The sequence below is a fragment of the Hyphomonas sp. GM-8P genome (assembly GCF_003263315.1).
In the GTDB taxonomy this organism is placed as follows: domain Bacteria; phylum Pseudomonadota; class Alphaproteobacteria; order Caulobacterales; family Hyphomonadaceae; genus Hyphomonas.
In genome coordinates this window covers 101,238-124,803 of record NZ_AWFE01000072.1, presented here as the reverse complement: position 1 = coordinate 124,803, position 23,566 = coordinate 101,238, and the positions used below count along the sequence as shown (strand labels likewise).

26 protein-coding genes and 1 tRNA gene are annotated in these 23,566 nt (G+C 63.0%); 17 read left to right on the top strand and 10 right to left on the bottom strand.

Translation table 11 applies throughout. The features are described 5' to 3' along the window. The first annotated feature begins 107 nt into the window (after window positions 1–107). Both HY26_RS10955 and HY26_RS10950 read left to right on the top strand, forming a co-directional pair. Window positions 108–1,223: a ferritin-like domain-containing protein gene (locus HY26_RS10955; protein WP_112073599.1), complete on the top strand. Its 1,116-nt coding sequence runs from the start codon at window positions 108–110 to the stop codon at window positions 1,221–1,223. A 174-nt stretch (window positions 1,224–1,397) separates the two neighbouring features. Next, a complete protein-coding gene (locus HY26_RS10950) occupies window positions 1,398–2,108 on the top strand; it encodes a glutathione S-transferase family protein (RefSeq protein WP_112073598.1) in 711 nt (236 codons plus the stop codon). A 12-nt stretch (window positions 2,109–2,120) separates the two neighbouring features. On the opposite strand, the gene HY26_RS10945 is transcribed toward HY26_RS10950, so the two are convergent. Then, entirely contained in the window at window positions 2,121–2,792 is a 672-nt protein-coding gene (locus tag HY26_RS10945; protein ID WP_112073597.1) for a cytochrome b/b6 domain-containing protein, read from the bottom strand. 6 nt (window positions 2,793–2,798) lie between these two features. Next, entirely contained in the window at window positions 2,799–3,329 is a 531-nt protein-coding gene (locus HY26_RS10940; protein WP_051599899.1) for a cytochrome c, read from the bottom strand. 175 nt (window positions 3,330–3,504) lie between these two features. Here HY26_RS10940 and HY26_RS10935 point away from each other — a divergent pair, with 175 nt between their 5' ends. From HY26_RS10935 to HY26_RS10915, 5 genes are all read left to right on the top strand, one after another. Continuing rightward, window positions 3,505–4,509, top strand: coding sequence for a rhodanese-related sulfurtransferase (locus tag HY26_RS10935; RefSeq protein ID WP_051599896.1), 1,005 nt, complete (start codon window positions 3,505–3,507; stop codon window positions 4,507–4,509). Further along, window positions 4,502–4,903, top strand: a complete 402-nt coding sequence (locus HY26_RS10930; RefSeq protein ID WP_112073596.1) for a GFA family protein — start codon at window positions 4,502–4,504, stop codon at window positions 4,901–4,903. Before HY26_RS10935 ends, HY26_RS10930 begins: the two co-directional genes overlap by 8 nt. Continuing rightward, entirely contained in the window at window positions 4,903–5,565 is a 663-nt protein-coding gene (locus tag HY26_RS10925; protein ID WP_112073595.1) for a glutathione S-transferase, read from the top strand. The genes HY26_RS10930 and HY26_RS10925 overlap by 1 nt, the downstream gene beginning before the upstream one ends. Before the next feature lie 68 nt (window positions 5,566–5,633). Beyond that, window positions 5,634–5,710 (top strand) — tRNA-Pro (locus HY26_RS10920). Window positions 5,711–6,059: 349 nt separating this feature from the next. Continuing rightward, window positions 6,060–7,442 (top strand): MATE family efflux transporter, encoded by a 1,383-nt coding sequence (locus tag HY26_RS10915; RefSeq protein WP_112073594.1) that lies wholly within the window; start codon window positions 6,060–6,062, stop codon window positions 7,440–7,442. A 51-nt stretch (window positions 7,443–7,493) separates the two neighbouring features. On the opposite strand, the gene alaS is transcribed toward HY26_RS10915, so the two are convergent. Together alaS and recA are read right to left on the bottom strand one after the other, a co-directional pair. Then, a complete protein-coding gene (gene alaS, locus HY26_RS10910) occupies window positions 7,494–10,133 on the bottom strand; it encodes an alanine--tRNA ligase (RefSeq protein ID WP_034766088.1) in 2,640 nt (879 codons plus the stop codon). A gap of 207 nt (window positions 10,134–10,340) precedes the next feature. Further along, window positions 10,341–11,435, bottom strand: a complete 1,095-nt coding sequence (gene recA, locus HY26_RS10905; protein ID WP_034766085.1) for a recombinase RecA — start codon at window positions 11,433–11,435, stop codon at window positions 10,341–10,343. Window positions 11,436–11,592: 157 nt separating this feature from the next. Here recA and HY26_RS10900 point away from each other — a divergent pair, with 157 nt between their 5' ends. Both HY26_RS10900 and HY26_RS10895 read left to right on the top strand, forming a co-directional pair. Beyond that, window positions 11,593–11,805, top strand: a complete 213-nt coding sequence (locus HY26_RS10900) for a DUF2093 domain-containing protein (RefSeq protein ID WP_034766366.1) — start codon at window positions 11,593–11,595, stop codon at window positions 11,803–11,805. A gap of 7 nt (window positions 11,806–11,812) precedes the next feature. After that, entirely contained in the window at window positions 11,813–12,715 is a 903-nt protein-coding gene (locus HY26_RS10895) for a M23 family metallopeptidase (RefSeq protein ID WP_233351601.1), read from the top strand. On the opposite strand, the gene HY26_RS10890 is transcribed toward HY26_RS10895, so the two are convergent. Further along, window positions 12,712–14,070: an amidase family protein gene (locus tag HY26_RS10890; RefSeq protein ID WP_112073592.1), complete on the bottom strand. Its 1,359-nt coding sequence runs from the start codon at window positions 14,068–14,070 to the stop codon at window positions 12,712–12,714. The genes HY26_RS10895 and HY26_RS10890 overlap by 4 nt on opposite strands. 78 nt (window positions 14,071–14,148) lie before the next feature. On the opposite strand from HY26_RS10890, the gene HY26_RS10885 reads away from it, so the two are divergent. Next, complete coding sequence (locus HY26_RS10885; RefSeq protein ID WP_112073591.1) at window positions 14,149–15,030, top strand: hypothetical protein; 882 nt, start codon at window positions 14,149–14,151, stop codon at window positions 15,028–15,030. Here the strand turns inward: HY26_RS10885 and HY26_RS10880 are convergent. From HY26_RS10880 to HY26_RS10870, 3 genes are read right to left on the bottom strand one after another with little or no spacing between them, the layout of a single operon-like run. Continuing rightward, window positions 15,011–15,625: a hypothetical protein gene (locus HY26_RS10880; RefSeq protein WP_112073590.1), complete on the bottom strand. Its 615-nt coding sequence runs from the start codon at window positions 15,623–15,625 to the stop codon at window positions 15,011–15,013. The two genes, HY26_RS10885 and HY26_RS10880, sit on opposite strands and share 20 nt — an antisense overlap. Next, window positions 15,622–16,593, bottom strand: coding sequence for a quinone oxidoreductase (locus HY26_RS10875; RefSeq protein WP_034766077.1), 972 nt, complete (start codon window positions 16,591–16,593; stop codon window positions 15,622–15,624). The genes HY26_RS10880 and HY26_RS10875 overlap by 4 nt, the downstream gene beginning before the upstream one ends. A 1-nt stretch (window position 16,594) precedes the next feature. Then, window positions 16,595–17,371, bottom strand: coding sequence for a TerC family protein (locus tag HY26_RS10870; RefSeq protein WP_034766075.1), 777 nt, complete (start codon window positions 17,369–17,371; stop codon window positions 16,595–16,597). Window positions 17,372–17,461: 90 nt separating this feature from the next. Between HY26_RS10870 and rnhB the strand changes: the two genes are divergently transcribed. From rnhB to HY26_RS10850, 4 genes are all read left to right on the top strand, one after another. Further along, complete coding sequence (rnhB, locus tag HY26_RS10865) at window positions 17,462–18,046, top strand: ribonuclease HII (protein ID WP_112073589.1); 585 nt, start codon at window positions 17,462–17,464, stop codon at window positions 18,044–18,046. Between the two features lie 99 nt (window positions 18,047–18,145). Beyond that, on the top strand, window positions 18,146–19,393 hold the full coding sequence (locus HY26_RS10860) for an NAD(P)/FAD-dependent oxidoreductase (protein ID WP_112073588.1): 1,248 nt from the start codon (window positions 18,146–18,148) through the stop codon (window positions 19,391–19,393). Next, on the top strand, window positions 19,390–19,752 hold the full coding sequence (locus HY26_RS10855; RefSeq protein WP_034766067.1) for a nuclear transport factor 2 family protein: 363 nt from the start codon (window positions 19,390–19,392) through the stop codon (window positions 19,750–19,752). Before HY26_RS10860 ends, HY26_RS10855 begins: the two co-directional genes overlap by 4 nt. Window positions 19,753–19,804: 52 nt before the next feature. Further along, the gene (locus tag HY26_RS10850; protein ID WP_051599878.1) at window positions 19,805–20,227 is read left to right on the top strand and encodes a GIY-YIG nuclease family protein; all 423 of its coding nucleotides are present in this window, start codon (window positions 19,805–19,807) and stop codon (window positions 20,225–20,227) included. Here the strand turns inward: HY26_RS10850 and HY26_RS10845 are convergent. Then, window positions 20,224–21,006 (bottom strand): transglutaminase family protein, encoded by a 783-nt coding sequence (locus HY26_RS10845; protein ID WP_034766066.1) that lies wholly within the window; start codon window positions 21,004–21,006, stop codon window positions 20,224–20,226. The genes HY26_RS10850 and HY26_RS10845 overlap by 4 nt on opposite strands. 112 nt (window positions 21,007–21,118) lie before the next feature. On the opposite strand from HY26_RS10845, the gene ttcA reads away from it, so the two are divergent. Then, window positions 21,119–22,012, top strand: a complete 894-nt coding sequence (gene ttcA / locus HY26_RS10840) for a tRNA 2-thiocytidine(32) synthetase TtcA (RefSeq protein ID WP_112073587.1) — start codon at window positions 21,119–21,121, stop codon at window positions 22,010–22,012. A 27-nt stretch (window positions 22,013–22,039) separates the two neighbouring features. Here the strand turns inward: ttcA and HY26_RS10835 are convergent, their stop codons facing one another. After that, on the bottom strand, window positions 22,040–22,684 hold the full coding sequence (locus HY26_RS10835) for a helix-turn-helix transcriptional regulator (protein WP_370453442.1): 645 nt from the start codon (window positions 22,682–22,684) through the stop codon (window positions 22,040–22,042). On the opposite strand from HY26_RS10835, the gene HY26_RS19235 reads away from it, so the two are divergent. Beyond that, entirely contained in the window at window positions 22,629–22,778 is a 150-nt protein-coding gene (locus HY26_RS19235; RefSeq protein ID WP_233351598.1) for a hypothetical protein, read from the top strand. The two genes, HY26_RS10835 and HY26_RS19235, sit on opposite strands and share 56 nt — an antisense overlap. Window positions 22,779–22,875: 97 nt before the next feature. Then, entirely contained in the window at window positions 22,876–23,232 is a 357-nt protein-coding gene (locus tag HY26_RS10830) for a VOC family protein (RefSeq protein WP_112073585.1), read from the top strand. Window positions 23,233–23,566: the final 334 nt, after the last annotated feature.

Sequence of the window (23,566 nt, the reverse complement as noted above, 5' to 3'; positions counted from 1 at the left end):
ACGCCTACGTCATTTTCCGTATTTTGCCCCTGTTTTTGAGGAGTTAGCGTTTCTCCAATCCGGCCAGTCCGCCCGTTCATGGCCGGCGATAAACTGGGAGAAATGCCATGAAAGTCCATCTCGTCGACGCCCCGCCCACCGATGTCCGCACCTTCGAGGATCCCGGTGAACTGGCAGACAAGCTGACGCCCGAAGACGTCGAAATCATCCGCGAAATCTTCAACACGCCGCTGACCGGCTCCTACAATTGGGACTATGAAAGCGCGAACGCGAAGATCCGCCGCCTTTATGAACTCGGAAAGCGTTTCAACTGGAACGCCGAGCTCGATGTCGACTGGGACGTGCCCTTCGACAAGAGCGAAGGCCCCTCGCAGGCCGGCCTCAATCCGCTGCACGATCATCCGATCTATCGCGCCATGAGCGACAATGAAAAGAATGAATATGCCTGGCGCTCGCAGGCACAGGTGCTGTCGCAATTCCTGCACGGTGAGCAAGGCGCCATGATGGTCGCCTCCCAGCTCGTCTCCTGCGCGCCGACCTATGACGCGAAACTCTATGCCTCCTCGCAGACGTTCGACGAGGCGCGCCATGTGGAAGTTTTCAACAAATACCTGCGCACGCGCTGCGGGGTGGAATATCCGATCAATCCGAGCCTCAAGCTGCTGCTCGACAAGATCCTGACCGATCCGCGCTGGGACCTGAAATTCATCGGCATGCAGGTGCTGGTCGAAGGGCTCGCGCTGGCCGCATTCCAGACCATGGCGCAGACGACGCGCGATCCGCTGCTGCGCCAGATCGTGACGTTGGTGATGCGTGACGAGGGCCGGCACGTCGCCTTCGGCGTCAACTATCTGGAAGACTGGATCAAGTCGCTGCCGGAAGAGGAAATCGAGGAACGCGCCCAGTTCGCCTATGAAGCCTGCGCCATCATGCGCGAACGGCTGTTCTCCACCGTGGTGGAGGAAGAGTTCGGCTTCGACCGCGAGGAAGCGCGCCGCGCCGCCATCGACTCAGCGGGCGGACAGGCCTTCCGCAATTTCCTCTTTGAGCGGATGATCCCGAACTTGAAACGGGTCGGCCTGCTGACCGAGAAAGTGAAGCCAAAGTTCGAGGCGCTCGGCGTGTTGCAGTATGAGAATGCGGCAACCGATGCGGAGATCGACTGGGCGGCGCTTGAGCGTCCGCTTGAAACCGGTCGGATCCAACCCGTCGCTGCCGAGTAGGATGGGGTTGCCTCGGAAGGCCGGGGACGCGCGCTGCCGCGTCCCCGGCTTTTTTCATCAGCCGGCATTGGAAGCTGTGCCGGACTGGCTGACGTACTGATCAACTTCCCGTTAGCGCGTATTGTGCCTGCCGGAGCCATTCCCACGTCGTCCCTCCAAGAGGAGGATGAGAGTATGGCGCCCCTGACCCTGATCAGCCACAAGCTTTGCCCCTATGTGCAACGCGCCGCTATTTCCCTTGCCGAAAAAGGCATCCCGTTCGAGCGTATCGATATCGACCTTTCCAACAAGCCGGACTGGTTTCTGGATATGTCGCCGCTGGGCAAGGTGCCGCTCCTGAAGGTCGGCACCGGCGACGACGAAGCGGTGATCTTCGAATCCGCCGTGATCCTCGAATATCTCGAAGAGACCCAGCCGAACCCGCTATATCCTTCCGAACCGCTGGAACGCGCACGCCAGCGCGGCTGGATGGAATTCGGCTCTGCCATTCTGTCCGGCATATCCCGTCTCTACAACGCGCAAGACGAAGCAGCCTTGGACAAGGAAGCGCACGCGCTGAGAACGAGCCTCGAACGCCTGGAAGCGGAACGCGCCAGCCGTCCGGATGGACCCTATTTCAACGGCGGGACGTTCGGGCTGGTCGACGCTGTCTATGGCCCGGTCTTCCGGTACTTCGACACATTCGAGGCGCAGGCAGGCCTGTCGCTGATGGACGGCCTTCCGGCGCTGGCCGAATGGCGCGCAGGCCTTGCTGCCCGCACTTCGGTGCGCGGCGCGGTGCGTGCGGATTATCCGGAGTTGCTGACGGAGTTTCTGCGGAACCGCAACTCCCACATCAGCCGGATGATCGAGCATGCAGCTGACGAGGCAATGGCAGGCAACTAGCGGGGGGGTCGATCAGCCCGCGTTCGAAACGCCCCACATGACGGCAAACGCTGCGGCGACCGCAATGGTGAGGCGCAGCCAGGAAAGCCTTGCATCGCTTAAGGAAGCATCGCCAAAGTCTTCACTGGCCCGGCGGCCGGTGACCATCGGGCGGACGAGATTGTCCTTGAAGAAGAACAGGTAAGTGACAATAGCCGCAACGTGCAGTCCGATCAGGGCCAGCAGGACGTTGAAGCTAATCTCGTGAATCTCCGCCGCCTGGCGCCCGGCCTCGAACGAGACGAGCGACGCCAGCGGGCCGGATTCCAGACCGTCCACATCCACCGCGAAGAGGCCCGTGCCCACCTGCACGAACAGCGCCGCCAGAATGGCAATGACGCTGAGCGTGCCCATGGGATTGTGCCCGAAGCTCGGCTTGTGGACGCCTCTGCGCAGGTTCCGGATGTAGCCGAGGATGGCGGCCGGGCCGATGCGCCAGCTGCCGAACCGGGCCGTCTGCGGACCGATCAGCCCCCAGACGATCCGGAAGGCAAGCAGGCCGACAAGGATCATGCCCATCCGCCTGTGCCAGTCCATCACGCCATTCTCCGCCGTCCACCACATAGCAGCGACGAGAAGGACAGCGGACCAGTGGAACAGGCGCAGGGCCCCGTCCCAGACGAGGATGCGCGTGCTGCCGGCCATGACGGATCAATCGTCCGCGCGGAAGGTTTCGTGGCAGGACTTGCAGGTGCCGCCAGTCGTGGCGAAGGCAGGGCCGATAACAGCCAGATCACCAGTCTCCGCGGCCGTTGCCAGAGCGCCTGCTGCCATCTGGAAGTTGGAGACTTTCTCGGTGAAGAGGTCCGGCTGTTCCCAGATGGCCGCCAGCGCATCGGTCTTCACGCCGGAGTCCGGACCGGTGCCGGCCGGGAACCAGTCTGCCATACCTTCTGATTCCACCGGCACGCTGGCAGCAGCCGCCTGGATGGCGGCCATGTCCGGCTCACTGGCTTTCAGCTCGTCGCTGATCGTCTTGAACGCCTTGCCCATTTTCTTCAGCTGGCCCTGGCGCAGCTCGATCTGCTCCTTCGGCGTCATGCCGTTGTCGAGCACGACTTCTTCAGCCGCCGGCGCGGCGGTGTCTGCTGCTGGCGCGCTGCTGTCGCTGCCGCCGCAAGCGGCGAGCAGGGAAACGCCGGCAATCGCGGCGACGGCAAAGGTGGTTTGACGAATCTTCATTAAAGTCTCCATGGGCTTTACCTAGCGGACGGTAAGCGAAGCCCCGGTGCGGTGCAATCGAAACCGGACCTGCATGCGGCAAAGCGAACCGGATGCCTATGAACGGCGCACCGGCTTTTTGCCGCGTGCAGCCGAATGTTCAAATCTGCCGGACAATCTGTCATAAGCTCGGCCCATGACCACACGTATCGCCGCCTTCTACCTGTTCTTCCCGTTCCCCACATTCGAGGCCGCGCGCGAGCCGCTGCGAGCCACGCTGGAGGCGGCCGGTGTCAAAGGCACCGTGCTGCTGGCCGCCGAAGGCGTGAACGGCACCATCGCCGCCAGCCCCGAAGGCATCGATACGGCGCTCGCCGCGCTGCGTGCCCTGCCAGGAGCCGAGGCGCTGGAGGCGAAATTCTCCGAAGCGGACGAGAACCCGTTCCTGCGCCTGAAAGTGCGCCTGAAGCAGGAAATCGTCACAATGGGCGTACCGGGCACGGACCCGAATGCCCTCGTCGGCACCTATGTCGCGCCGGACGCGTGGAATGCGCTGATCAGTGACCCGGAGACGGTGTTGATCGATACGCGCAACGACTATGAGTACGCCATCGGCACGTTCGAGGGCGCCATCGACCCGGAGACGAAGACCTTCCGTGAATTTCCGGAATGGTTCCGTGCCTTCCGCGAAAAACTCGAAGCCGAAGGCCGCAAGCCGAAGATCGCCATGTTCTGCACCGGCGGCATCCGCTGCGAGAAAGCGACAAGCTTCGTGAAGGCTGAAGGCATCGACGACGTCTACCATCTGCACGGCGGCATCCTGAAATACCTGGAAGAGGTTCCTGAAGAAGAAAGCCTGTGGCGCGGCGAATGTTTCGTGTTCGACGAGCGCGTCTCGGTGAAGCACGATCTGACGCCCGGCGACTATGACATGTGCCACGCCTGCAAGCGGCCGATCACCGAGGACGACAAGAAGGGCAATGCCTATGTGCCCGGCGTGTCCTGCCCGCACTGTATCGACGAAATGACGCTGGACCAGAAGCGCCGCTTCGCCGAGCGCCAGAAGCAGATCAACCTCGCGCGCGAACGCGGCGAGGCGCATATGGGCCCCGACGCTGCCGCCGTCGCCGCCCGCCGCCGCGAAGAAGCTCTGGAGGCAAAAGAGGCAGAGGCTGAGGCTGCCGGAACCGAAGATGCTTGAGGGCAGCTGTCTCTGCGGCGCGGTGCGCTACGAAGTGACCGCCGATCCTGGCCCGATCATCCACTGCCATTGCCACACCTGCCGCAAGGCGCACGGCGCGGCGTTTTCCTCCGTCATGCCGGTCGCGCGGGACGCGTTCCGCTGGACGGCAGGCGAAGAGGCGCTGAACCGGTTTGAATCGAGCACGGGCAAATTCCGCCACTTCTGCACCAAATGCGGATCTCAGATCATGGCGGAGCGGGTGAACCAGCCTGTCGTGCTGTTGCGGCTCGGCTGCCTCGACACAGAGATCGAAGGCAATCCGCTGGGCCATATCTGGCGGTCTGATTGCGCCAGCTGGTACGACCCGAAAGATGCTCTTCCGGAATACCCGGAAGGCTTTCCCGCGAAGTGATGCCGGACCCAGCCGCACCGATCCTATACACGTTCCGCCGCTGTCCTTATGCCATGCGCGCGCGGCTAGCCCTGTCGGTGGCGCAGCTGGACATTCGCGTGCGGGAGGTGGTGCTGCGCGACAAGCCGGCGGCGATGCTGAAGGCGAGCCCCAAAGGCACTGTGCCCGTGCTGGTGCTGCCAAACGGCGAGGTGGTCGACGAAAGCCTCGACGTGATGCGCTGGGCGCTGGCTGAGGCGGATCCCAAAGGCTGGCTCAGCGCCGATGCGGCGGAGACCGACGCGCTGATCGCCCAGAATGACGGGCCGTTCAAACGCGCGCTCGACCGTTACAAATACCCGAACCGGTATGAGGATGAGGGCGCAGACCCGGTGGAGAACCGCGACGCGGGGCTGGCCATCCTCGAGAGCCTGTCGGAGCAGATCGCGGACCATGGCGGGCAGCTCTTCGGCCCGGCGCCGACGCTGGCTGACATGGCCATCTTCCCCTTCGTGCGCCAGTTCGCCCACATCGACCTGGACTGGTGGGAGACCGCCGCGCCCGGCCCGGTCAAAACCTGGCTGGCCGGGCACAAGGACAGTGCCCGCTTCCGCGCCATCATGGCGAAATATCCGCAATGGGCGCCCGGCGCGGCCGAGCCCGCGCTTCCTGTTGCCGGATAAGCTGCACCCGCCCGCTTTTGCCCCCTTGCAAAATCCGCCGCGGGGCGTAAACAGCCCGTTCTTCGGCGCGGAGTGTAGCTCAGCCTGGTAGAGCACTGTCTTCGGGAGGCAGGGGCCGGAGGTTCGAATCCTCTCACTCCGACCATTCTCAAATGGTGACGCGCAACCGCAGAAATCGATCCGGCGGATCGATTTCAGTTTGAGAATGACTGAAGCGCAAGCGAAAGCCTCGCCTGATCCGGTGGATCAAAAAGAGGAAAGATATGCGCGCCGCGCAAGCAGGCGCTCTTACTGCCTCACCCCCCGATCCCCGATTGACAGACCGCCCCGGACCGGACTATTGGCCCCCGCAAGGTCCTGAGCACCTGCCGCCTGCAGACGTCTCGTCACGGTGAAGCTCTTTCAAGACATCTATCCCTCACCCTCGATGCATTTCGACGGTGGGTAATGCAGGCCCCCATCCCAGTCGGAATGCCTCCATTGAGGAGTGTGTGATGTCTTCACGACCATCGCCCGACAATCGTTTCCTGCATCTGCCACCCGGCCGGGTGTTTGTGCTCAACGCGCTGCCCATGATGCTGATCATGCTGATGAACGGGCTGCTCAACATTATCGATGCGGCCTTCCTGGGCCATTTCGTCGGCACGGAAGCGATGACGGCCATTGGCCTCGTCTTTCCCGCCGTCATGGTGCTGATCGCGCTGACGAACCTGGTCAGCGGCGGCATGTCCAGCCTGCTCGCCCGCCAATTAGGCGCAGGCGATACCGACGGCGCCGGGGCAACCGTCGCCCGCGCCCATGGCCTGGCCCTTTCCATCGCAGCTTTTGTGATGATCGCCTTTCTCGGCGGCGGACGCGTGGTAGCGGACCAGCTTTCCGCGTCCGATCCGGCCATCGCCGGCATGGCATACACCTATATGGCGATCACCGTGTTTGCGGTGCCCGTTCAGTTTGCCCTCGGTCTGCATGCGGACATCTGGCGGAACGAAGGCCGGGCCGGGCTCGTCGCCCTGTTGTCCGTCGGCGTGACGCTCGCGAACATTGCGTTGAACTATGTGCTGATCGGCATGATGGAGTTCGGCGTGGCAGGCTCTGCCTGGGGCACCGTGCTGGCGCAGGTCTTCGGGCTTTTCCTACTCGTGTTGCTGCGCGGACGCGGGCAAGACGCGGTGCCGTTGTCTGCCTTGCGCCGCCATCGCTGGACTGGGAGATGGGGCACGCTCGCCGGGCTCGGCGCGCCGCTCAGCCTCAGCTTCATCGGCATCGCGCTTGTGTCTTCGTGCGTCATCCTCGCGCTGCGCCTGACGGCCGGTGCAGGCTATGCGGACACGATCGCCGCCTATGGCATCGTGACCCGCGTGCTCGGTTTTGCCTTCCTGCCCAGCATGGCCATCGCGCTGGCCCTGCAAAGCATCGCCGGGAACAATTGGGGCGCAGGCCTGCATGACCGGGTACGGCGTGTCCTCAAGATCGCCATGCTGACCGCCCTGGTCTATGGCATGTGCGTGGAAGTGTTGTTCCTGGCAGGCGGACACATCATAGGCGCGGCGTTCATCGGCAATCCGAAAATCATTGAGCTTGTGGCAGACATTCTGCGGCCCATGGGCGTGTTCTACATGTTTTCCGGACCAGTCCTGTCGCTGGCGATGTACTTCCAGGCCATTGGATTACCGCAGAAGGCGGGCCTGCTGACCTTGTCCAAAGCCTTCGTCCTGTTGCCCGCCATGATCGCGGCATTCGCTGTGGTGAAAGGCGCACAGGCGATCTGGTTCGCGTTTCCGGTGTCGGATGCGCTGGCCCTGGTCATGGCGACGGTATTGGCCATTCCGGTGTTCAAAGCCGCGCAGCAGCAAGCCGTCTTCAGCCCGGCACAATAGGAAAAGGCGGGCCGGGAGAACCGGCCCGCCTTTATATCTTTGCTGCGATGCCTAGCCCTTCAGGATCGCGCGGACGGCGTTCAGGGCGTCTTCGGCTTTCGAGCCATCCGGGCCGCCGGCCATGGCCATGTCGGGCCGGCCGCCGCCGCCCTTGCCGCCAACAGCTTCGGACGCGGCCTTGACCAAATCGACAGCGGAGAACTTATCCGTCAGGTCTTTTGTGACGCCCACGGCGACTCCGGCCTTGCCATCGGCCACGCCGACAAAGGCCACAATGCCGGAGCCGATCTGCGTCTTCGCTTCATCGACGAGGGCGCGCAGGTCTTTCCCGCCGACGCCCTCGGCCACGCGGGCCAGCAGCTTCACGCCATTGATCTCTTCCGGGCCAGCCGGGGTACCGCCACCGCCGCCCATCGCGAGCTTGCGTTTCGCTTCGGCCAGTTCGCGCTCAAGATTGCGCTTTTCCTCGCCCAGCGTGGCGACACGCTTCGGCAGGTCTTTCAGCGGCACTTTCAGACTGTCGGCAATGTCGGCGCCGATCTGGGCACGGCCTTTCAGGTAAGCGAGCGCTTCGGCGCCTGTGGCAGCCTCGATCCGGCGGACACCGGCGGACACGCCGCTTTCCGACGTGATGACGAACACGGCGATATCGCCAGCGCGTTCCACATGCGTGCCGCCGCAAAGCTCGACCGAATAGCGCCGGTCGTCGCCCGTTCCCATCGACAGCACACGGACTTCATCGCCGTATTTCTCGCCGAATAGCGCCAGTGCGCCTGCCTCGATGGCCTTCTCCGGTGACGTCACCTGAATGCCGGTCGGCATATTCGCACGGATCTGGGCGTTGACCTCGTCTTCCACGGCCTCGATCTCGGCCGCGCTGAGCGGGCCGCCATGCGAGAAGTCGAAGCGCAGGCGATCGGCCTCCACGAGGGAGCCCTTCTGCGTGACATGCTCGCCCAGCACCTTGCGCAGGGCGGCGTGCATCAGGTGCGTCGCCGAATGGTTCGCCATCACGGCCTTGCGGCGGACGGCATCGACATGCAGCTGCGCCTTGGCGCCGGTCTTCGCAGTACCAGATACGAGCTCGCCGATATGAACATGCACGTCACCGGCGCGTTTCTGCACGTCGCGCACGATAAAGCGCGCGCCGCCCTCGAAGACGATCTCGCCATGGTCACCCGCCTGGCCGCCGGATTCGGCGTAGAACGGTGTCGTGTCGAAGACGAGTTCTGCCGGGCCGGGCGACAGCGTGTCGGCCAGCGCCCCGCCAGCCGCAATCGCAACGAGCTTGCCGGAACCTTCCATATTGCCATAGCCTGTGAATTTTGTGGCACCGGCCTTGTCGCGGACGCGGAACCAGATTTCATCCGTTGCCTGATCGCCGGACGCAAAGCCGGCTGCGCGGCTGCCTTCGCGCTGCACTTCCATGGCAGCATCGAACGCATCGACATCGACCGTCATGCCGCGGGCGCGCAGGATGTCCTGCGTGAGATCCAGCGGGAAGCCATAAGTGTCGTACAGTTTGAAGGCGGTCTCGCCCGGCAGGGCGGCGCCTGCCTTCAGCGTTTCGGTTTCTTTCTCCAGCAGCGACAAGCCATTGCCCAGCGTGCGCTGGAAGCGGGCCTCTTCCTGTTCCAGGGCAGCTTCGATGGCGGCCTTGGCGCGGCCGAGCTCCGGATAGGCTTCGCCCATTTCGCTGATCAGGGCCGGGGTCAGCTTATGCATCACCGGCTCGCGCGCGCCCAGCAAGTGGCCGTGGCGCATGGCGCGGCGCATGATGCGGCGCAGAACGTAGCCGCGGCCTTCATTCGACGGCAGAACGCCGTCGGCGATCAGGAAGGCGGACGTTCGCAGATGGTCCGCAATGACGCGGAAGGAGGCCAGCTTGTCGCCCGCCGCCTTTGTTCCATAAACGCTTTCTTCCGCTTCGATCAGGCTACGGAACAGGTCGATTTCGTAATTATTGTGAACGTGCTGCAGCACGGCGGAAATCCGCTCCAGGCCCATGCCGGTGTCGATGGACGGTTTCGGCAGGTTTTCGCGCTTGCCGCCAGCCAGCTGGTTGAACTGCATGAAGACGAGGTTCCAGATCTCGATGAACCGGTCACCATCCTCATCCGGGCTGCCAGGGGGGCCGCCGGGAATGTCTTCACCATGGTCGTAGAAGATTTCGGAGCATGGGCCGCACGGACCGGTATCGCCCATGGACCAGAAATTGTCCGAGGTGGAGATACGGATGATCCTGGAGTCGTCGAACCCGGCGACCTTTTTCCAGATAGCAGCGGCTTCGTCGTCCTCGGAATAGACCGTGACAAGCAGGCGCTTCGGATCGAGGCCGAATTCCTTCGTCACCATTTCCCAGGCGAAGGCGATGGCTTCGTCCTTGAAATAGTCGCCGAAGGAGAAATTCCCCAGCATCTCAAAGAAAGTGTGGTGGCGGGCCGTATAGCCGACATTGTCGAGGTCGTTGTGCTTGCCGCCGGCGCGGACGCATTTCTGCGAGGTCACTGCACGCAGGGAGTCCGGCGTCTCGGCCCCGGTGAAAATGTTCTTGAACGGCACCATGCCGGCATTCACGAACAGAAGGGTCGGATCGTTCTGCGGCACCAGCGGCGCAGACGCCCGGCGGGTGTGCCCGTGCTTCTCGAAATAGGCGAGAAAAGCTTCGCGGATCTGGTTTACGCTGGTCATATGATCTCAGGGTCCTCGGCGTATAAAATTGTCCCGAAACGCCGAATCCGGCGCGGGGCCTTTACGCGCGATATAAAGGCCCCTTTGCCGCACGCCAAGATTGGCGCACCACAAAGGGGCCAGTTTGCCGGACGAGAGAGTGGAAACCGGCCCTGAGAGGACGCTTTCTGCAGGGAAAACGCGAGAGAGCGGGCCGGTCAGCCCCGATCAGCCCTCGGCAGCATCCGGTGTATCGTCTTCTTCTGAGTTCTCCATGCCGGCCGAGAGCAGCTCATCGGCGAGCAGGCCGGCATTGCGACGGACGGCATCTTCGATTTCGTCCGCAATGGCCGGGTTCTCCTTCAGGAACTGGCGAGTTTTCTCACGGCCCTGGCCGATCCGCTCTCCATTGTAGGAATACCAGGAGCCGGATTTCTCGATCACGTCGGCTTTCACGCCGAGATCGATCAGTTCACCCGTCTTGGAGATCCCTTCGCCATAGAGGATATCGAACTCGACCTGCCGGAAAGGCGGGGCCACCTTGTTCTTCACCACTTTGACGCGGGTCTGGTTGCCGATCACTTCGTCCCGGTCCTTGATCGCGCCGATGCGGCGGATGTCGAGGCGGACGGAGGCGTAGAATTTCAGCGCGTTACCGCCGGTCGTGGTTTCCGGACTGCCGAACATGACGCCGATCTTCATCCGGATCTGGTTGATGAAGATCACCATGCATTTCGACTTGGAAATCGAACCCGTCAGCTTGCGCAGCGCCTGGCTCATCAGGCGGGCCTGCAGGCCAGGCAGCGAGTCGCCCATTTCACCTTCCAGTTCGGCGCGCGGCGTGAGGGCCGCCACGGAGTCGATGACCAGAAGGTCCACCGCGCCGGACCGTACCAGCGTGTCGGCGATTTCAAGCGCCTGCTCACCCGTGTCCGGCTGCGAGATCAGGAGATCGTCCAGGTCCACACCGAGCTTGGCAGCATAGACCGGGTCCAGCGCGTGTTCGGCGTCGATAAAGGCGCACACACCGCCATTCTTCTGCGCTTCGGCCACGCTGTGCAGCGACAGGGTCGTCTTGCCCGAGCTTTCCGGGCCGTAGATCTCGATGATGCGGCCTTTCGGCAGGCCGCCAATGCCGAGGGCGATGTCCAGCCCGAGCGAACCCGTTGAAACGGCTTCGACATCCATGGCCTTCTTGTCACCGAGGCGCATGACCGAGCCCTTGCCAAAGGACCGTTCAATATTGCTGAGCGCCGTTTCGAGAGCCTTCTGCTTGTCCACGCCGGTTTCCTTGTCCACGAGTTGCAGCGCTGGTTTCGCCATGAGTCGTCTCCTTTGGTCCACTATGGGGGTGTTTTTGGCAAGGCCCCCCGGTCGCCTCATCTGAATCGTGTGTACCACGTTTGTTCTGCGGAACAAACAGGAAACTTCCTGCAGGCTGCTCTTTTCTTTCAAGCGGCTTTCAGGCATGCTCCTGCCCATGCTTAAACGATCCAGCCAACCCGCCGGCGAAGCCCGCCTCCGCTATCTCGATGCCGACATCGAAGTGCTCGCACCGGGCGATTATGTTATCTGCGCCGTTACCAGCCGGAAAATCCCGGTCCAGGCCCTGCGCTATTGGAGTGTCGACCGGCAGGAAGCCTATTGGGATGCGGACGCCGCCTCATCCCGCATGGTCCCGGCGAAGGACTGATGCACGCATGATGCGTGACATGCTCCTGATGGTGGTGATGTGCACAGGTGCATGCCTCGCTGCGCCGATGGCTGGAGCCGAAACAGCCGTCACACCTCCTCCGGCACCCCAGGAAAGTTGCGACGGTGCGCTGACTCAGGGCGGGCTCATCATCTGCCATGGCGCGCCAGGCACCGTGTTCACGGTCGCGGGCCGGAAATTGACCGCCGGGAAATCAGGCTCTGCCCAATTCGGTATCGCGACCGACGCGCCTTCGGTGATCGGCTGGTCATCGGACACAGGCGCGTTCGGCGATCTGGCCATTGAAACGCGCCATGACGATTTCCGCACAATCAAGGGCTTTGACTGCGACAAGGTCGATGCGCGCAGCGAAGAACAAAAAGCCCATGCCGCCCGCTCCTGGGTGAAGAAGCAGGACGCGTTCGCGACGTTCAATGACGGTCCCGGCGCCCTGACGGGCTTTATCAAACCCGCTGACGCACCGGCTTCATCGCCCTTCGGCCCGACGCGGAAATATATCGGCGTCAGCAAGGTAACCGGCGAGCCGTGCGAATCCGTCTCCGTCCATCAGGGCTATGACATGGCCGCACCGGTCGGCACGCCAATCGTGGCTCCGGCCGCCGGTACGGTGATCCTCGCCGATCCCGACCTCTACTATGAGGGCGGCGCGATCTTCCTCGACCATGGCCATGGCCTCGTCTCGGTGTTCATGCACCTGTCGGAAGTGGACGTGGAAGCAGGCGACACGGTCGCGCGCGGCGACCTGCTGGCAAAATCCGGCAACACCGGCCGCACCACGGGCCCGCACCTGCACTGGGCCGTGAAGTGGCGCAATCCGGAAGCGAGCAACCGGGGCGGCGATTTCTATATCGACCCGGCCCTATTGCTGGACCTGCCGGTCACCGACTAGGCCGACAGCCCTTCCGCCTGAAGAAATTCTGCAAATGCCAGCGTCGTGCGGTCTTCATAGAGATTGCCGACCACCTGCATGCCTGTCGGCAAGCCTTCCGATGTGCGCGCCAGTGGTACGGCAGTCGACGGCAGGCCAGGAAAAGTCGCCAGCCCCGCCCACATCAGCTGCGTCGCATAGGGCACGGCCTGCCCGTTTACGATCACTGACCGCTTGCTCCAGTCCGGTTCGTCCGTATGCGGGAACGCCGCCGTGCTGAAGGCGGGCGACAAGACAAGATCAATGTCGCGGAAAAAGTTTGCCCATTGGCGCTGAAGATTCAACTGGGCGTCCAGCAGGTTCATGTAGGTGTGCGCATCGATGGGCCGGGCGTCGGGCGTGCCGCGCATGATCGCAGTATTCAGCAGTCGTAGATAGTCTTCATGCACGCTGGCAAAGTCCGGTAGGCCATGCACCTTGCGGATAACCGTGGCGCCGAGTTTCTCCAGCGCGCCCGCGAGCGTTTCAATCGGGGCGGCGACTTCGTCATCGACGGGCGGCATGTCGTCCGCCGAGAGGACGAGTACACGAAAGGCCTTCAACGAGCTGTGCCGAGCTGCAGGCAGGTCCAGCTTCCAGCCGGTATTCAGGGGTCCGGCGACAACTTCCAGCGCGGCTTTCAGATCCGCCGCGCTGCGGGCCATCGGGCCGACCACCGCCAGTGGCACATCCACACCATCCGTACCCGGCACGTTATGCCCCTTCAACGGTACGATGCCATAGGTCGGCTTGTGTCCCCATACGCCGCAGAAGTCTGAAGGGAAGCGGATCGACCCGCCGATGTCCGAGCCAAGCTCCAGCGGCACCATGCCGGAGGCAAGCGCCGCGGCTGATCCGCCGGAAGACCCGCCTGGCGTACGGCTGTGGTCATAGGGATTCACCGTGCGGCCATAAACCGGGTTCACACTCTGCCAGTCTGCCAGCGCTACTGGCACGTTCGTCTTACCGAGGATCACGGCGCCTGCCGCCTTCAGCCGGGCGATGGGTGGCGAATCTTCCTGCGGCTGGAAGTTCGCGAACATTTCGAAGCCCCAGGTCGTCGGCAGGCCCGCGACATCATTGGCTTCCTTCACCGTCATCGGCACACCCAGGAATGGCCGGGCGTCGTCTGCTGTGCGGCTTTCATCCACGGCCTTTGCGGCGGCGCGCGCACGGTCATAGTCCTTGACGACCACGGCGTTCAGCGGGCCGTTCTTCGCCTCGATCCGCTCGATGGCCGCCTCGCAGGCCTCTACCGCACTGATTTGACCGCTTCGAACCAGCGCAGCTGTGTCCAGCGCTGTGGCAGTTTCCAGATTCGTGTTTCCGCTGGCCATTCCGTGTCCTCCCGGCCCTTGACTATGCACTTCGCACGCAGAAGGCTCTTTTTGAGATTGGTTCTCATCAACCTTAGCATGGTGATCGGATGGTGCCATGCCAAAGTCGATGAGGCCAAAGCCAGAGGGTTCGGACGGAAGGGGGGCCGCGCCGTGAACACAATTGCCAGCGCCGTACGCGCATGGATCGAACGCGCGATTGCGGCCGCACCTGAAGGCCATGTTCCGCTGTTGATGCTGTCCGGTCCACAAGGGTCCGGTAAATCGACGGCACTGGCAAAGGCGACCGAAACGATATCCCTGCCCATTGCCGGTGCGAGTATAGACGATTTCTACCTGACCCACGCCGAACGGATGGAACTCGCCCGCCGCATCAGCCCCCTGTTCATGACGCGCGGACCGCCGGGCACGCACGATCTCACGCTGTTGGCCAAGACGGTCTCCACCTTGCGTTCGGCCGTCTGCGAAACGGAAACCCTCCTGCCGGTGTTCAACAAGCTGAAGGATGACCGCACGCCAGTATCTGACTGGAACAGTTTCACCGGACGCCCGGCTGCCATCGTGATCGAAGGCTGGCTGATGGGAGCGGTGCCGGATGCCCGCGCGGCCATGGATGCGCCGCTCAACCCGGTCGAGGCGGAAGACCGCACAGGCGACTGGCGGCGGCATCAGGAATCGGCGCTGGCAGGGACCTATAGCGACCTTTGGGATGAGGCGGACGGCTTCTGCCATATCGTGCCACCAGACTTTGACTGCATCCTCGGCTGGCGCCTTCAGCAGGAAGCCGGGCTGTGGGCGGCCCGCGGCGAACCCATGCCGGACGAACGGCGCGACTGGGTCCGCCGCTTTGTCGAACACTACGAGCGCCTTACCCGGCGCATGCTGGCGGGCGGACGGCGCCCCGGCGCGGAGATCCACATCGACGAAGACCGGAAAGTCGTCAGAAATTCTGCTGGCTGAACATTTTCCGCATCATCAGGGCGGCCACCGGGAAGACCACCGCATAGCCGAGAATGCCAATATTACGCACCTGCATGTCGCCCGTCGCAACGCCGAGCAGGCCCAGCAGGGACAAGACTCCGGAGGCCAGCAATACCCGGCCCGTCCACAGGGACAATCCCGGAGACCGGAATACGCGCGAAGCGCTCAGCACCGACAGGGCGAAGAAGACATCCCATGCCAGAATGTCCGCCGCGTAGGCCACTGATGGCCAGCGGAAGGCAAACACACTGTCCCAGTTTCCCGGCAGGTCACGGCTGATAGTGAGGATCAGGAAATGGACGAGCGAGGTGACCGCCGCGCACATGGCCATGAACACCAGCGCACAGAGGCTGAAGAGCTTTTCCGCCTGCGGCACCGCTGAATGCAAAGCCGCCATCAGGATCACCAGGAGCGGCGCGATCAGCAGGATCAGGAGCTCCATCGCCGTGAAATACGGGTCTGGAATCGGCGCCTCCGCCGAAGGAAGCGCCGCGAGTCCTGCGGCCAGCACGATGGCATAGGCCAGCTGCAGGGCAAAGATCAGACCGGCCGCCAGACGACCGGCCCGGTTCATGGCATCAGCACCGTGGCGCCGGTGGTCTTGCCGCTTTCGAGGGCTTCGTGCGCCTTGCCGGCTTCCTTCATGTAAAAGCGCTGGCCGATGTCTGCGCCGAAAGTGCCGGTCTTCATGGCGGCAAACAGATGGCGTGCGCCGCGGGCCAGGTCTTCCGGAGACTCGATGAAGCTGAACAGGGACGGCCGGGTCAGGATCAGCGACCCACCGGCGGCTAAACGTCCCGGCGGCATCGGGTCTGCCGCGCCGGACGCGTTGCCGTAGGAAATCATCCAGCCGCGCTTCTTCAGGCTGGACAGCGAGGCTTCGAAGCTGCGCTTGCCGACGCTGTCGAGCGAGACATCGACGCCAACACCACCCGTCAGTTCACGAACTTTCTTTGCGACATCCTCGTATCCGACAATCGTGTCGCTCGCGCCCAGCTCTTCGGCCTTCTCGGCCTTCTCCGGTGTCGAGGTGACTGCGATCACACGCGCGCCGAGGCTGGCGGCCCATGGCGTCAGCACGGTGCCGACGCCTCCGACAGGCGCCCAGATCAGCACGGTATCGCGGTCGGTCACCGGGCGAATCTCGAACAACAGCATCCAGGCGGTCAGGCCTTTCAGAAGGACGGCCGCGCCGTCCTCTTCCGAAATCCCGTCCGGCAGTTTCACCATGCGGGCGGCGGGACCGGTGAAGTGCGTCGCGTAAGTGCCGGCGCCGAGATAGGCGACGCGGTCACCCGGTTTCACATTGGTGACGCCTTCGCCGACCGCCTCCACCGTGCCGGCCCCTTCGGAGCCCTGCACGAAGGGCAGCTTCACCGGGTAGAGCCCGGTGCGGTAATAGGTGTCGATGAAATTGAGGCCGGAGGCCGCCTGCTTGACCAGCGCTTCGCCGGGGCCCGGCTGGCGTGGTTCGAAGTGCTCCACCTTCAGCACGTCCGTGCCCCCGGTTTCGTGCATGATTATCCGGTAAGGCTCGTGCATGTCAGTGTCCTCCAGCTTTTGGCGCCTGTTTCCGCGCCTGAATGTTGAGCAGCTCCACCGCCAGCGAGAATGCAATAGCAAAGTAGAGATAGCCCCTCGGAATATGGAAGCCGAGACCGTCGGCCACAAGCGCCACCCCGACAAGAAGGATGAAGGCCAGCGCGAGCATCTTGGTCGTCGGGTGGTCTGCAATGAAATTTGCCAGAGGGGTGGCGGCGACGGCCATGACAAAGGTCGACAGGACGACGGCCCCGATCATCACCGGCAGCAGGTCCGTCATGCCGATAGCGGTGATCACACTGTCCAGCGAGAAGACAATGTTGATCACGAACAGCTGGATGACCACGCTGCTGAAGCTGCCCTGCGCCGTCGTTTCTTCGTGGCCGGTGCCCTCCACGGCGGTGTGGATTTCCTGCGTGCCTTTCCACAGAAGGAACAGACCGCCACCGAACAGGATGAGGTCCTTCAGCGTTACTTCTTCGACGTGATGCATGACCTCCGTGCTGCCGTTCGCCACGAAGACGGCCAGCGCATGCGGCAGGTGGAACAGAGGCGACTTGTCGAGCTGCAGGATCCAGAAGATCAGGCCCAGCATCGCGATGCGCAGCACCATGGCACCCCAGACGCCGATGCGGGTGGCCGTCCGCTTCTGGTCCCCCTTCAGCTTGCCGGTCGCGATGGACACGAACAGCAGATTGTCGATGCCCAGTACGATTTCCAGGAAGGTCAGGGTGGCAAGGCTGCCCCAGAAGGCCGGTGAAGCAAGTAATTCGGTCATGGGATTGGTCTCCGGAGGTAGCCGCCGTTCGCGGCAGTTGAACCGTGCTGCGCGGTGGAGCGCAAGCCCGACTCGCGATCTGTTCGGCCCATGGACCTGTTCGGAAACCTCATTTGCGGCGTGGATGAAGCCGGCCGTGGCCCTTGGGCCGGGCCGGTGACGGCAGCAGCCGTGATCCTTGATCCTGCCCAACCGATCGAAGGCCTGACGGATTCAAAAAAATTGTCCGAAGCAAAGCGCGAAGCCCTCGCTCCGCTGATCCGCGAACGGGCGATGGCCTGGTGTGTGGCGCATGCGAGCGTCGAGGAGATTGACCGGCTGAACATTCGCGAGGCGACTTTCCTTGTCATGCGGCGCGCGGTGGAAGGATTGCAGCACGCGCCGTCCCTCGCGCTGATCGACGGCAACGCCCTGCCCGGCGGTCTCACCTGCGATGCCCGCGCGATCGTGAAGGGCGACCTGAAGGAGCCTGCGATCTCCGCCGCTTCCATCCTCGCCAAGACCGTCCGCGACGCGTTGATGCAGGATCTGGACGCGGCGCATCCCGGCTATGGCCTTGCCCAGCACAAGGGCTATGGCACGGCAGCGCACGCCGAAGCGCTGACGCGTCTCGGCCCGGCGCCCTGCCACCGAATGAGCTTTGCCCCGGTGCGCAAGGCGAGCCTGTCAGCCTGACGCCCCGTCAGGCCTCCCCCGCGTCAGGGTTTGTCAGCCCTCAGCCTTCGAGGCATCTTCCATTTTGAAGGCCCGTCAGAGGCCGGATGGAGGAAACCGATGTTTTACGATCTTGTCATTGTGGGCGGCGGTATCGGCGGCAGCGCGCTGGCCACCGTCATGGCCCGGGCGGGGCGCAGCGTGCTGGTTCTGGAGAAATCCGAAGAATTCGAAGACCGCGTGCGCGGCGAATGGATTGCGCCCTGGGGCGTGGTGGAGACGAAACGCGTCGGCCTCTACGACACGCTGATCGCGGCGGGCGGGCATCATCTGTCGGAACACATCACTTATGACGAAAGCCTGCCGCCGGAACTGTGCGAGGCTTCGCCCCTGCCGTTGAACATGCTGATCCCGGATATTCCGGGTCCGCTCTGCATCGGCCATCCGCATCATTGCCAGACGCTCTACGATGCCGCCGCGGCGGCGGGCGCGACTTGCCTGCGGCCTGTGAACGTCGAGTCCGTCACGCTCGGCGAAGCGCCGTCTGTCACCTTCACGCATGACGGCAAGCAGCAGACGATTGAAGCCCGCCTGATCGTCGGCGCGGAAGGCCGGCAATCCATGGTGCGCGCCGCCGCCGGCATCCAGCTGCATCAGGACCGGCCGCACCACTGGTTCACCGGCCTGCTGGTCGAGAACGTTGAAGGCTGGGATCCGAAGCGGCAGGCCATCGGCACCGAGGGCGGCTTCGGCTTCCTCGCTTTCCCGCAGGGCGACGGTCGCGTGCGGGTCTATGGCGGCTATGCACTGGAAGAGAAAGGCCGCTTCGCGGGCGTAGAGGGCCCTGCACGGTTCCTCGAGGCATTCCGGATGGAATGCGCCCCACACAACGCCGCGCTCGCGGACGGTACGCCCGCGGGGCCGCTCTACTCTTATTTCAACAATGACAGCTGGACGGATGAACCGTTTGCCCAGGGCTGCGTGCTCATCGGAGATGCGGCGGGCTGGAACGACCCGATCAATGGCCTCGGCCTCTCGATCACCTATCGCGATGTGCGTATCGTGTCTGAGATCCTGAAGGAGACGCCAGACGGCGCCGCACCAGATTTCAGCTCTTATGCCGAAGAACGTGCAGAGCGCATGCGCCGGCTCCGCTTCGCAGGCCAACTGCAGGCCATCCTCGACATGGAGTTCGGGGAGACTGCCAAGGCCCGGCGCCTGTCCTATCACACGCGGAAAGCCGAGGATCCGAGCCTCGGCATTCACGGTATCGCCATCATGGCCGGACCCGAAACCGTGCCGCCGGAATTCTTTACCGAAGCCCACCGCGCCCGCGTGCTGGGCGAAGCTACGGAGACCGCCGCATGAGTTTCAGCATCGATGGTTTCAATGCCGGCTGGCTGGATGCCTGGAGCCGCAAGGATGTCGAGCGCCTCGTCAGCTTCTATTCGCCGGACACGGTCTACAAGGATCCGCAAACCGCCGGGGGCCTGCAGGGCCGGGACGAGCTGCGGACCTATCTGACGGGCCTCTTCGGCGCGACCCCGCCCATGGTCTACAAGCCTGACGAAACCTGGCCGATCCCCGGCGGCTATTGCGGCCGCTGGTATTGCCATATCGGCGAAGGCGGCAAGGACGGCCTGATGCGTGGGTTTGACCTCGTCATCATCGAAGACGGCCTGATCACGCACAACGAAGTCTACGTTCACCAGATGCCAGAGGGTTAACCGCCCATTAACCGTCTCAGCCGAGCTTCGCGGAATCGACGTGGAGGGACCCATGATCCTGTTGTTTGGCTGGCATACCTGGTGGGGCGAGTCCGGCCGGCCGTACCGATTCAATATTACGCTGACGCGCAAGGGCCTGCCGGATGAGGGCGGAATCTACATCTTTGTGCGCCGCCGCTTCGTGTTCTTCCTGGAGCCGCTGTATATCGGCAAGGCCACCAATTTCCGCTCGCGCCTGATCGGACATGAGCGCTGGTGGGAAGCGTGGTGGAAACGCGGGGCGACCGAACGCCATGTAATGGTTGTAAAAAAACCGGCCGACCGGGCGCGCGTTGAGGAAGACCTGATCCGGAATTACCAGCCGCGGATGAACGATATCCTGATCCCGCGCGGGGCCAACGACGCGCCGAACAACAAGCGCCTGCGCCGCTGGTGGAAAATCAAGCGCTGGTTCCGGATTCCGTTCCTCACCTAGACCGCAGGCGAGACCTTCACAGTCTGCCTGATCAGGCTGCAGGGTGACGAGGTAGACAGGAAAGCGATGTCCGCAGCATCGCGCCCGACACCAATCAGGACCAGATTTTCCACCGGCACCAGCCCGGTTGGATCGACGAGCCACCAGGCGTTCTCAAGATACACCTCGAACACCGCATGGAAATCCTGCGGCTCGAGCCCCATCGCATAGGCGCTGACTGCGCGGGCCGGAATATTGAGCGCACGGCAAAGCGTGATGCCGAGATGGGTAAAGTCGCGGCAAACGCCTTTGCGCTCAACAAATGTGTGCTCGGCTGTCGTGTCGGAACTGCTGATGCCGAACGCATACTCGATGTTTTCGGAAAGCCAGTTCAGCACCGCCTGCACCATGGCGCCGCCCTGCGGGATCGTTCCGAACGTTCTCTCCGCGAATGAGATGAACCGGTCCGACGAACAATAGCGGCTGGGCAACAGGAAGACGAGCGCTTCGGTCGGAAGGTCCGGCCAGGCGTGCCGGGTCGCTCCGGATGGAAGGAGAGATCGCGTACCATTGTCGACAATCGCTTCGTACCGGATGCGTACATCGCCGGAGAACTCCCCCCGGAACCGGCGCTCGCCGCGAGCATCCGCCGGATCGAAGACCAGCTCTGGCAGCGGGTCGATCTCAAGGTTTTCCGATATGACGGCCTGGTCCGGTGAGGTCGCCGCATGAACCGAAACAACGGCCCCTGTCCCGGGCTGGAAAGAATAGCGCAGGTCTGACGACACGTGCAGCTTCATGAAAGCCTCCGGAATTGGAAACAAGTCTGATGGATCCCCTCATGACACAGCCCGGGCTTGCCGTCTTCCCGGGCTTGTGCATTGGCGCCCAGCCATGGCAAAGCTGCACGCCATGGCAGATGATGTGACCTCTTTCACGGGTGCGCCGCCGCTGTTCGCGGAGACGCCGGATTCGGTGAGCTTCAAGAAGCTGCGCAAGCGACTGGTGCGCGGCGCCCTTCAGGCGATCGACACCTATGGCATGGTTGACCGGCGCGCGGTGGAAAGCGGTGCCGCCTCCCGGCCGAAATGGCTGGTCTGCCTCTCCGGCGGCAAGGACAGCTATGGCCTCCTCGCCGTTCTGATGGACCTGCAATACCAGGGCGCCCTGCCCGTGGACCTGATCGCCTGCAACCTCGACCAGGGCCAGCCCGGCTTTCCCAAACACATCCTGCCGGAATGGCTGGAGAAGATAGACGCGCCCTACCGCATCGTGACCGAGGACACCTATTCCATTGTCACCGACAAGGTGCCCGAGGGGCGGACTTTCTGCTCCATGTGCTCGCGCCTGCGCCGGGGCATTCTCTACCGTATCGCGCGGGAGGAAGGCTGCGAGGCCATTGTGCTTGGCCACCACCGCGACGATGCGCTGGAGACCTTCATGATGAACTTCATCCATGGCGGCCGCCTCGGCGCGATGCCGCCGAAGCTGCTGAACGACGAGGGCGACGTCATGGTGCTCCGTCCCCTGATCACTGCGGCGGAGGAGGATCTTGAAAAGTTTTCAGTCGCGATGAATTTCCCGATCATCCCGTGCAATCTGTGCGGCAGCCAGGACGGCCTGCAGCGCGTGGCGATGAAACAGATGCTGACCGAATGGGAACGCAAGAAACCCGGCGTCCGCCAGGTGATGGCCCACGCCCTCGCCACCGTCCGGCCGAGCCATTTGCACGATCCGAAAGTCTTCGACTTCCTCGGCCTCGCCCCCGGTGGCGAAGGCGAGGACGACCCGAACGTGCCGTTCTGACGAACCGGTCTGCAAGGCCGGAGGCGATCACATCACCAATTCGTCTCCATCCGGCATCAGCGGGAAGTCTTCCTTGGGCAAAAGTTGGAAATGGGTACCCGTTCTTGACGCGGCCAATATGCGGTCGCAGCGAAATGTGCGCGGCGCCTTCCGCAAATGGTCAAATCCGACGACGTACCAGACCGGGTATTTCAGCAGAAGGTAGTGCGGTTCGATGATCCGTTTGGACGTCTCATCATCCTCTCTCTGATATCGTATCTCTAGCATCTCCTGATCGGTGAACGCCTGATGCAAGGCCTGAACGACCGGCTTCGGCGGCGATGCGGTCCCCGCCTGGACATAGGTCGACGCCGTAACCCCCACGAGGATGCGAGATTTCAGGTGCTCCACCGTGTCGCGTTTTGCCGGTGAAAAGGAGGCCACCAATTGCCGCCTGACCGAGTCCAGATTCGCCAGAAACATGGGCGATTTCATTTGCTCTGCGACGGCGAGGCTGATCAGAAGGTCGACTGCCTCCGAATAGGCCAGGTTGATCCGACCAACACCCCAGTTGCGGTCCAGCCGGACACCTCCGCCCCTTCCGCGGTCGGCGTCGATCTGCATGCCCTGGTCCCGCATGAGGGAAAGATCTCGCGAGATCGTTCGCTCGCTGACCCCGAACTGGCGTGCCAGATCGCTGACCGTGCAATGCGCGTCCTGCTTCAGCCGGACGGCCAGCAATTCCATCCTCCTCAACCTGCCTGTCGTGTTCGTCCGCGCCATCTAAGAAATAGGACATAAAATGTCGTATTTATCAATAAGAGGTGGACACACCAGGAACCAGGCCGGTGACATCCTGTCATCGGCGCACAGGAGATCCCGCCATGAAAATGAACTATGTCGTTCTCGGAACAAACAACATGACCGCCTCCACGAAGTTTTACGATGCGCTCTTCGTGCCGTCCGGCCTGAAGCGTGTCTCCCCGTCAGACAGGATGACCTACTGGCTGGGTGAGGATTTTGCATTTGCGGCGGCGCTGCCCTTTGACGAGAAGCCTGCCACCAATGGGAATGGAACCATGGTGGGCTTCTGTGTCGGAACCGCCAAAGCGGTCAGACAATTTCATGAACGGGCCATTGACCTCGGCGGCACCTGCGAAGGTGCGCCGGGCCAGCGTGGACCGCGTTACTCCGCCTATGTCAGAGACCTTGATGGAAACAAGCTGTGCTTTTCCGACTGACCCCCTGCGGGGGAACCGGACGTTAGAGGCCGTGAGCCTGCCCTCGCCCGCACAAACTGCCAAAGCGGCGGCGGACCTTTAGCGCGAACCAGTTACGCGCATGCGATCTTTGTATCCCATGCGCCCCTCTTGCTCGCGCACCCGGCCCGCATAAAACGAAAACTGCTCCATCACATGCCAGAAGCTGGCCATGAGGTGCGGGCGCTCCCGAAGGGGGCCTGTATAGTGAACGGTACACAGACACAGGTCTTCGCTCTCGGGGTCCCTGCGGCAAGAAATGTCAAACGGACCCCAGTCAACGCGTGACAGGATGACCTCGCGCAGGCTGTCCGGG

Excerpts from the sequence above, each read along its gene's own strand:
- HY26_RS10955 (WP_112073599.1), top strand. The coding sequence starts at position 108 with ATGAAAGTCCATCTCGTCGACGCCCCGCCCACCGATGTCCGCACCTTC.
- HY26_RS10950 (WP_112073598.1), top strand. The coding sequence starts at position 1,398 with ATGGCGCCCCTGACCCTGATCAGCCACAAGCTTTGCCCCTATGTGCAA.
- HY26_RS10945 (WP_112073597.1), bottom strand. The coding sequence starts at position 2,792 with ATGGCCGGCAGCACGCGCATCCTCGTCTGGGACGGGGCCCTGCGCCTG.
- HY26_RS10940 (WP_051599899.1), bottom strand. The coding sequence starts at position 3,329 with ATGAAGATTCGTCAAACCACCTTTGCCGTCGCCGCGATTGCCGGCGTT.
- HY26_RS10935 (WP_051599896.1), top strand. The coding sequence starts at position 3,505 with ATGACCACACGTATCGCCGCCTTCTACCTGTTCTTCCCGTTCCCCACA.
- HY26_RS10930 (WP_112073596.1), top strand. The coding sequence starts at position 4,502 with ATGCTTGAGGGCAGCTGTCTCTGCGGCGCGGTGCGCTACGAAGTGACC.
- HY26_RS10925 (WP_112073595.1), top strand. The coding sequence starts at position 4,903 with ATGCCGGACCCAGCCGCACCGATCCTATACACGTTCCGCCGCTGTCCT.
- HY26_RS10915 (WP_112073594.1), top strand. The coding sequence starts at position 6,060 with ATGTCTTCACGACCATCGCCCGACAATCGTTTCCTGCATCTGCCACCC.
- alaS (WP_034766088.1), bottom strand. The coding sequence starts at position 10,133 with ATGACCAGCGTAAACCAGATCCGCGAAGCTTTTCTCGCCTATTTCGAG.
- recA (WP_034766085.1), bottom strand. The coding sequence starts at position 11,435 with ATGGCGAAACCAGCGCTGCAACTCGTGGACAAGGAAACCGGCGTGGAC.
- HY26_RS10900 (WP_034766366.1), top strand. The coding sequence starts at position 11,593 with ATGCTTAAACGATCCAGCCAACCCGCCGGCGAAGCCCGCCTCCGCTAT.
- HY26_RS10895 (WP_233351601.1), top strand. The coding sequence starts at position 11,813 with ATGATGCGTGACATGCTCCTGATGGTGGTGATGTGCACAGGTGCATGC.
- HY26_RS10890 (WP_112073592.1), bottom strand. The coding sequence starts at position 14,070 with ATGGCCAGCGGAAACACGAATCTGGAAACTGCCACAGCGCTGGACACA.
- HY26_RS10885 (WP_112073591.1), top strand. The coding sequence starts at position 14,149 with ATGGTGATCGGATGGTGCCATGCCAAAGTCGATGAGGCCAAAGCCAGA.
- HY26_RS10880 (WP_112073590.1), bottom strand. The coding sequence starts at position 15,625 with ATGAACCGGGCCGGTCGTCTGGCGGCCGGTCTGATCTTTGCCCTGCAG.
- HY26_RS10875 (WP_034766077.1), bottom strand. The coding sequence starts at position 16,593 with ATGCACGAGCCTTACCGGATAATCATGCACGAAACCGGGGGCACGGAC.
- HY26_RS10870 (WP_034766075.1), bottom strand. The coding sequence starts at position 17,371 with ATGACCGAATTACTTGCTTCACCGGCCTTCTGGGGCAGCCTTGCCACC.
- rnhB (WP_112073589.1), top strand. The coding sequence starts at position 17,462 with ATGGACCTGTTCGGAAACCTCATTTGCGGCGTGGATGAAGCCGGCCGT.
- HY26_RS10860 (WP_112073588.1), top strand. The coding sequence starts at position 18,146 with ATGTTTTACGATCTTGTCATTGTGGGCGGCGGTATCGGCGGCAGCGCG.
- HY26_RS10855 (WP_034766067.1), top strand. The coding sequence starts at position 19,390 with ATGAGTTTCAGCATCGATGGTTTCAATGCCGGCTGGCTGGATGCCTGG.
- HY26_RS10850 (WP_051599878.1), top strand. The coding sequence starts at position 19,805 with ATGATCCTGTTGTTTGGCTGGCATACCTGGTGGGGCGAGTCCGGCCGG.
- HY26_RS10845 (WP_034766066.1), bottom strand. The coding sequence starts at position 21,006 with ATGAAGCTGCACGTGTCGTCAGACCTGCGCTATTCTTTCCAGCCCGGG.
- ttcA (WP_112073587.1), top strand. The coding sequence starts at position 21,119 with ATGGCAGATGATGTGACCTCTTTCACGGGTGCGCCGCCGCTGTTCGCG.
- HY26_RS19235 (WP_233351598.1), top strand. The coding sequence starts at position 22,629 with ATGAGGGAAAGATCTCGCGAGATCGTTCGCTCGCTGACCCCGAACTGG.
- HY26_RS10830 (WP_112073585.1), top strand. The coding sequence starts at position 22,876 with ATGAAAATGAACTATGTCGTTCTCGGAACAAACAACATGACCGCCTCC.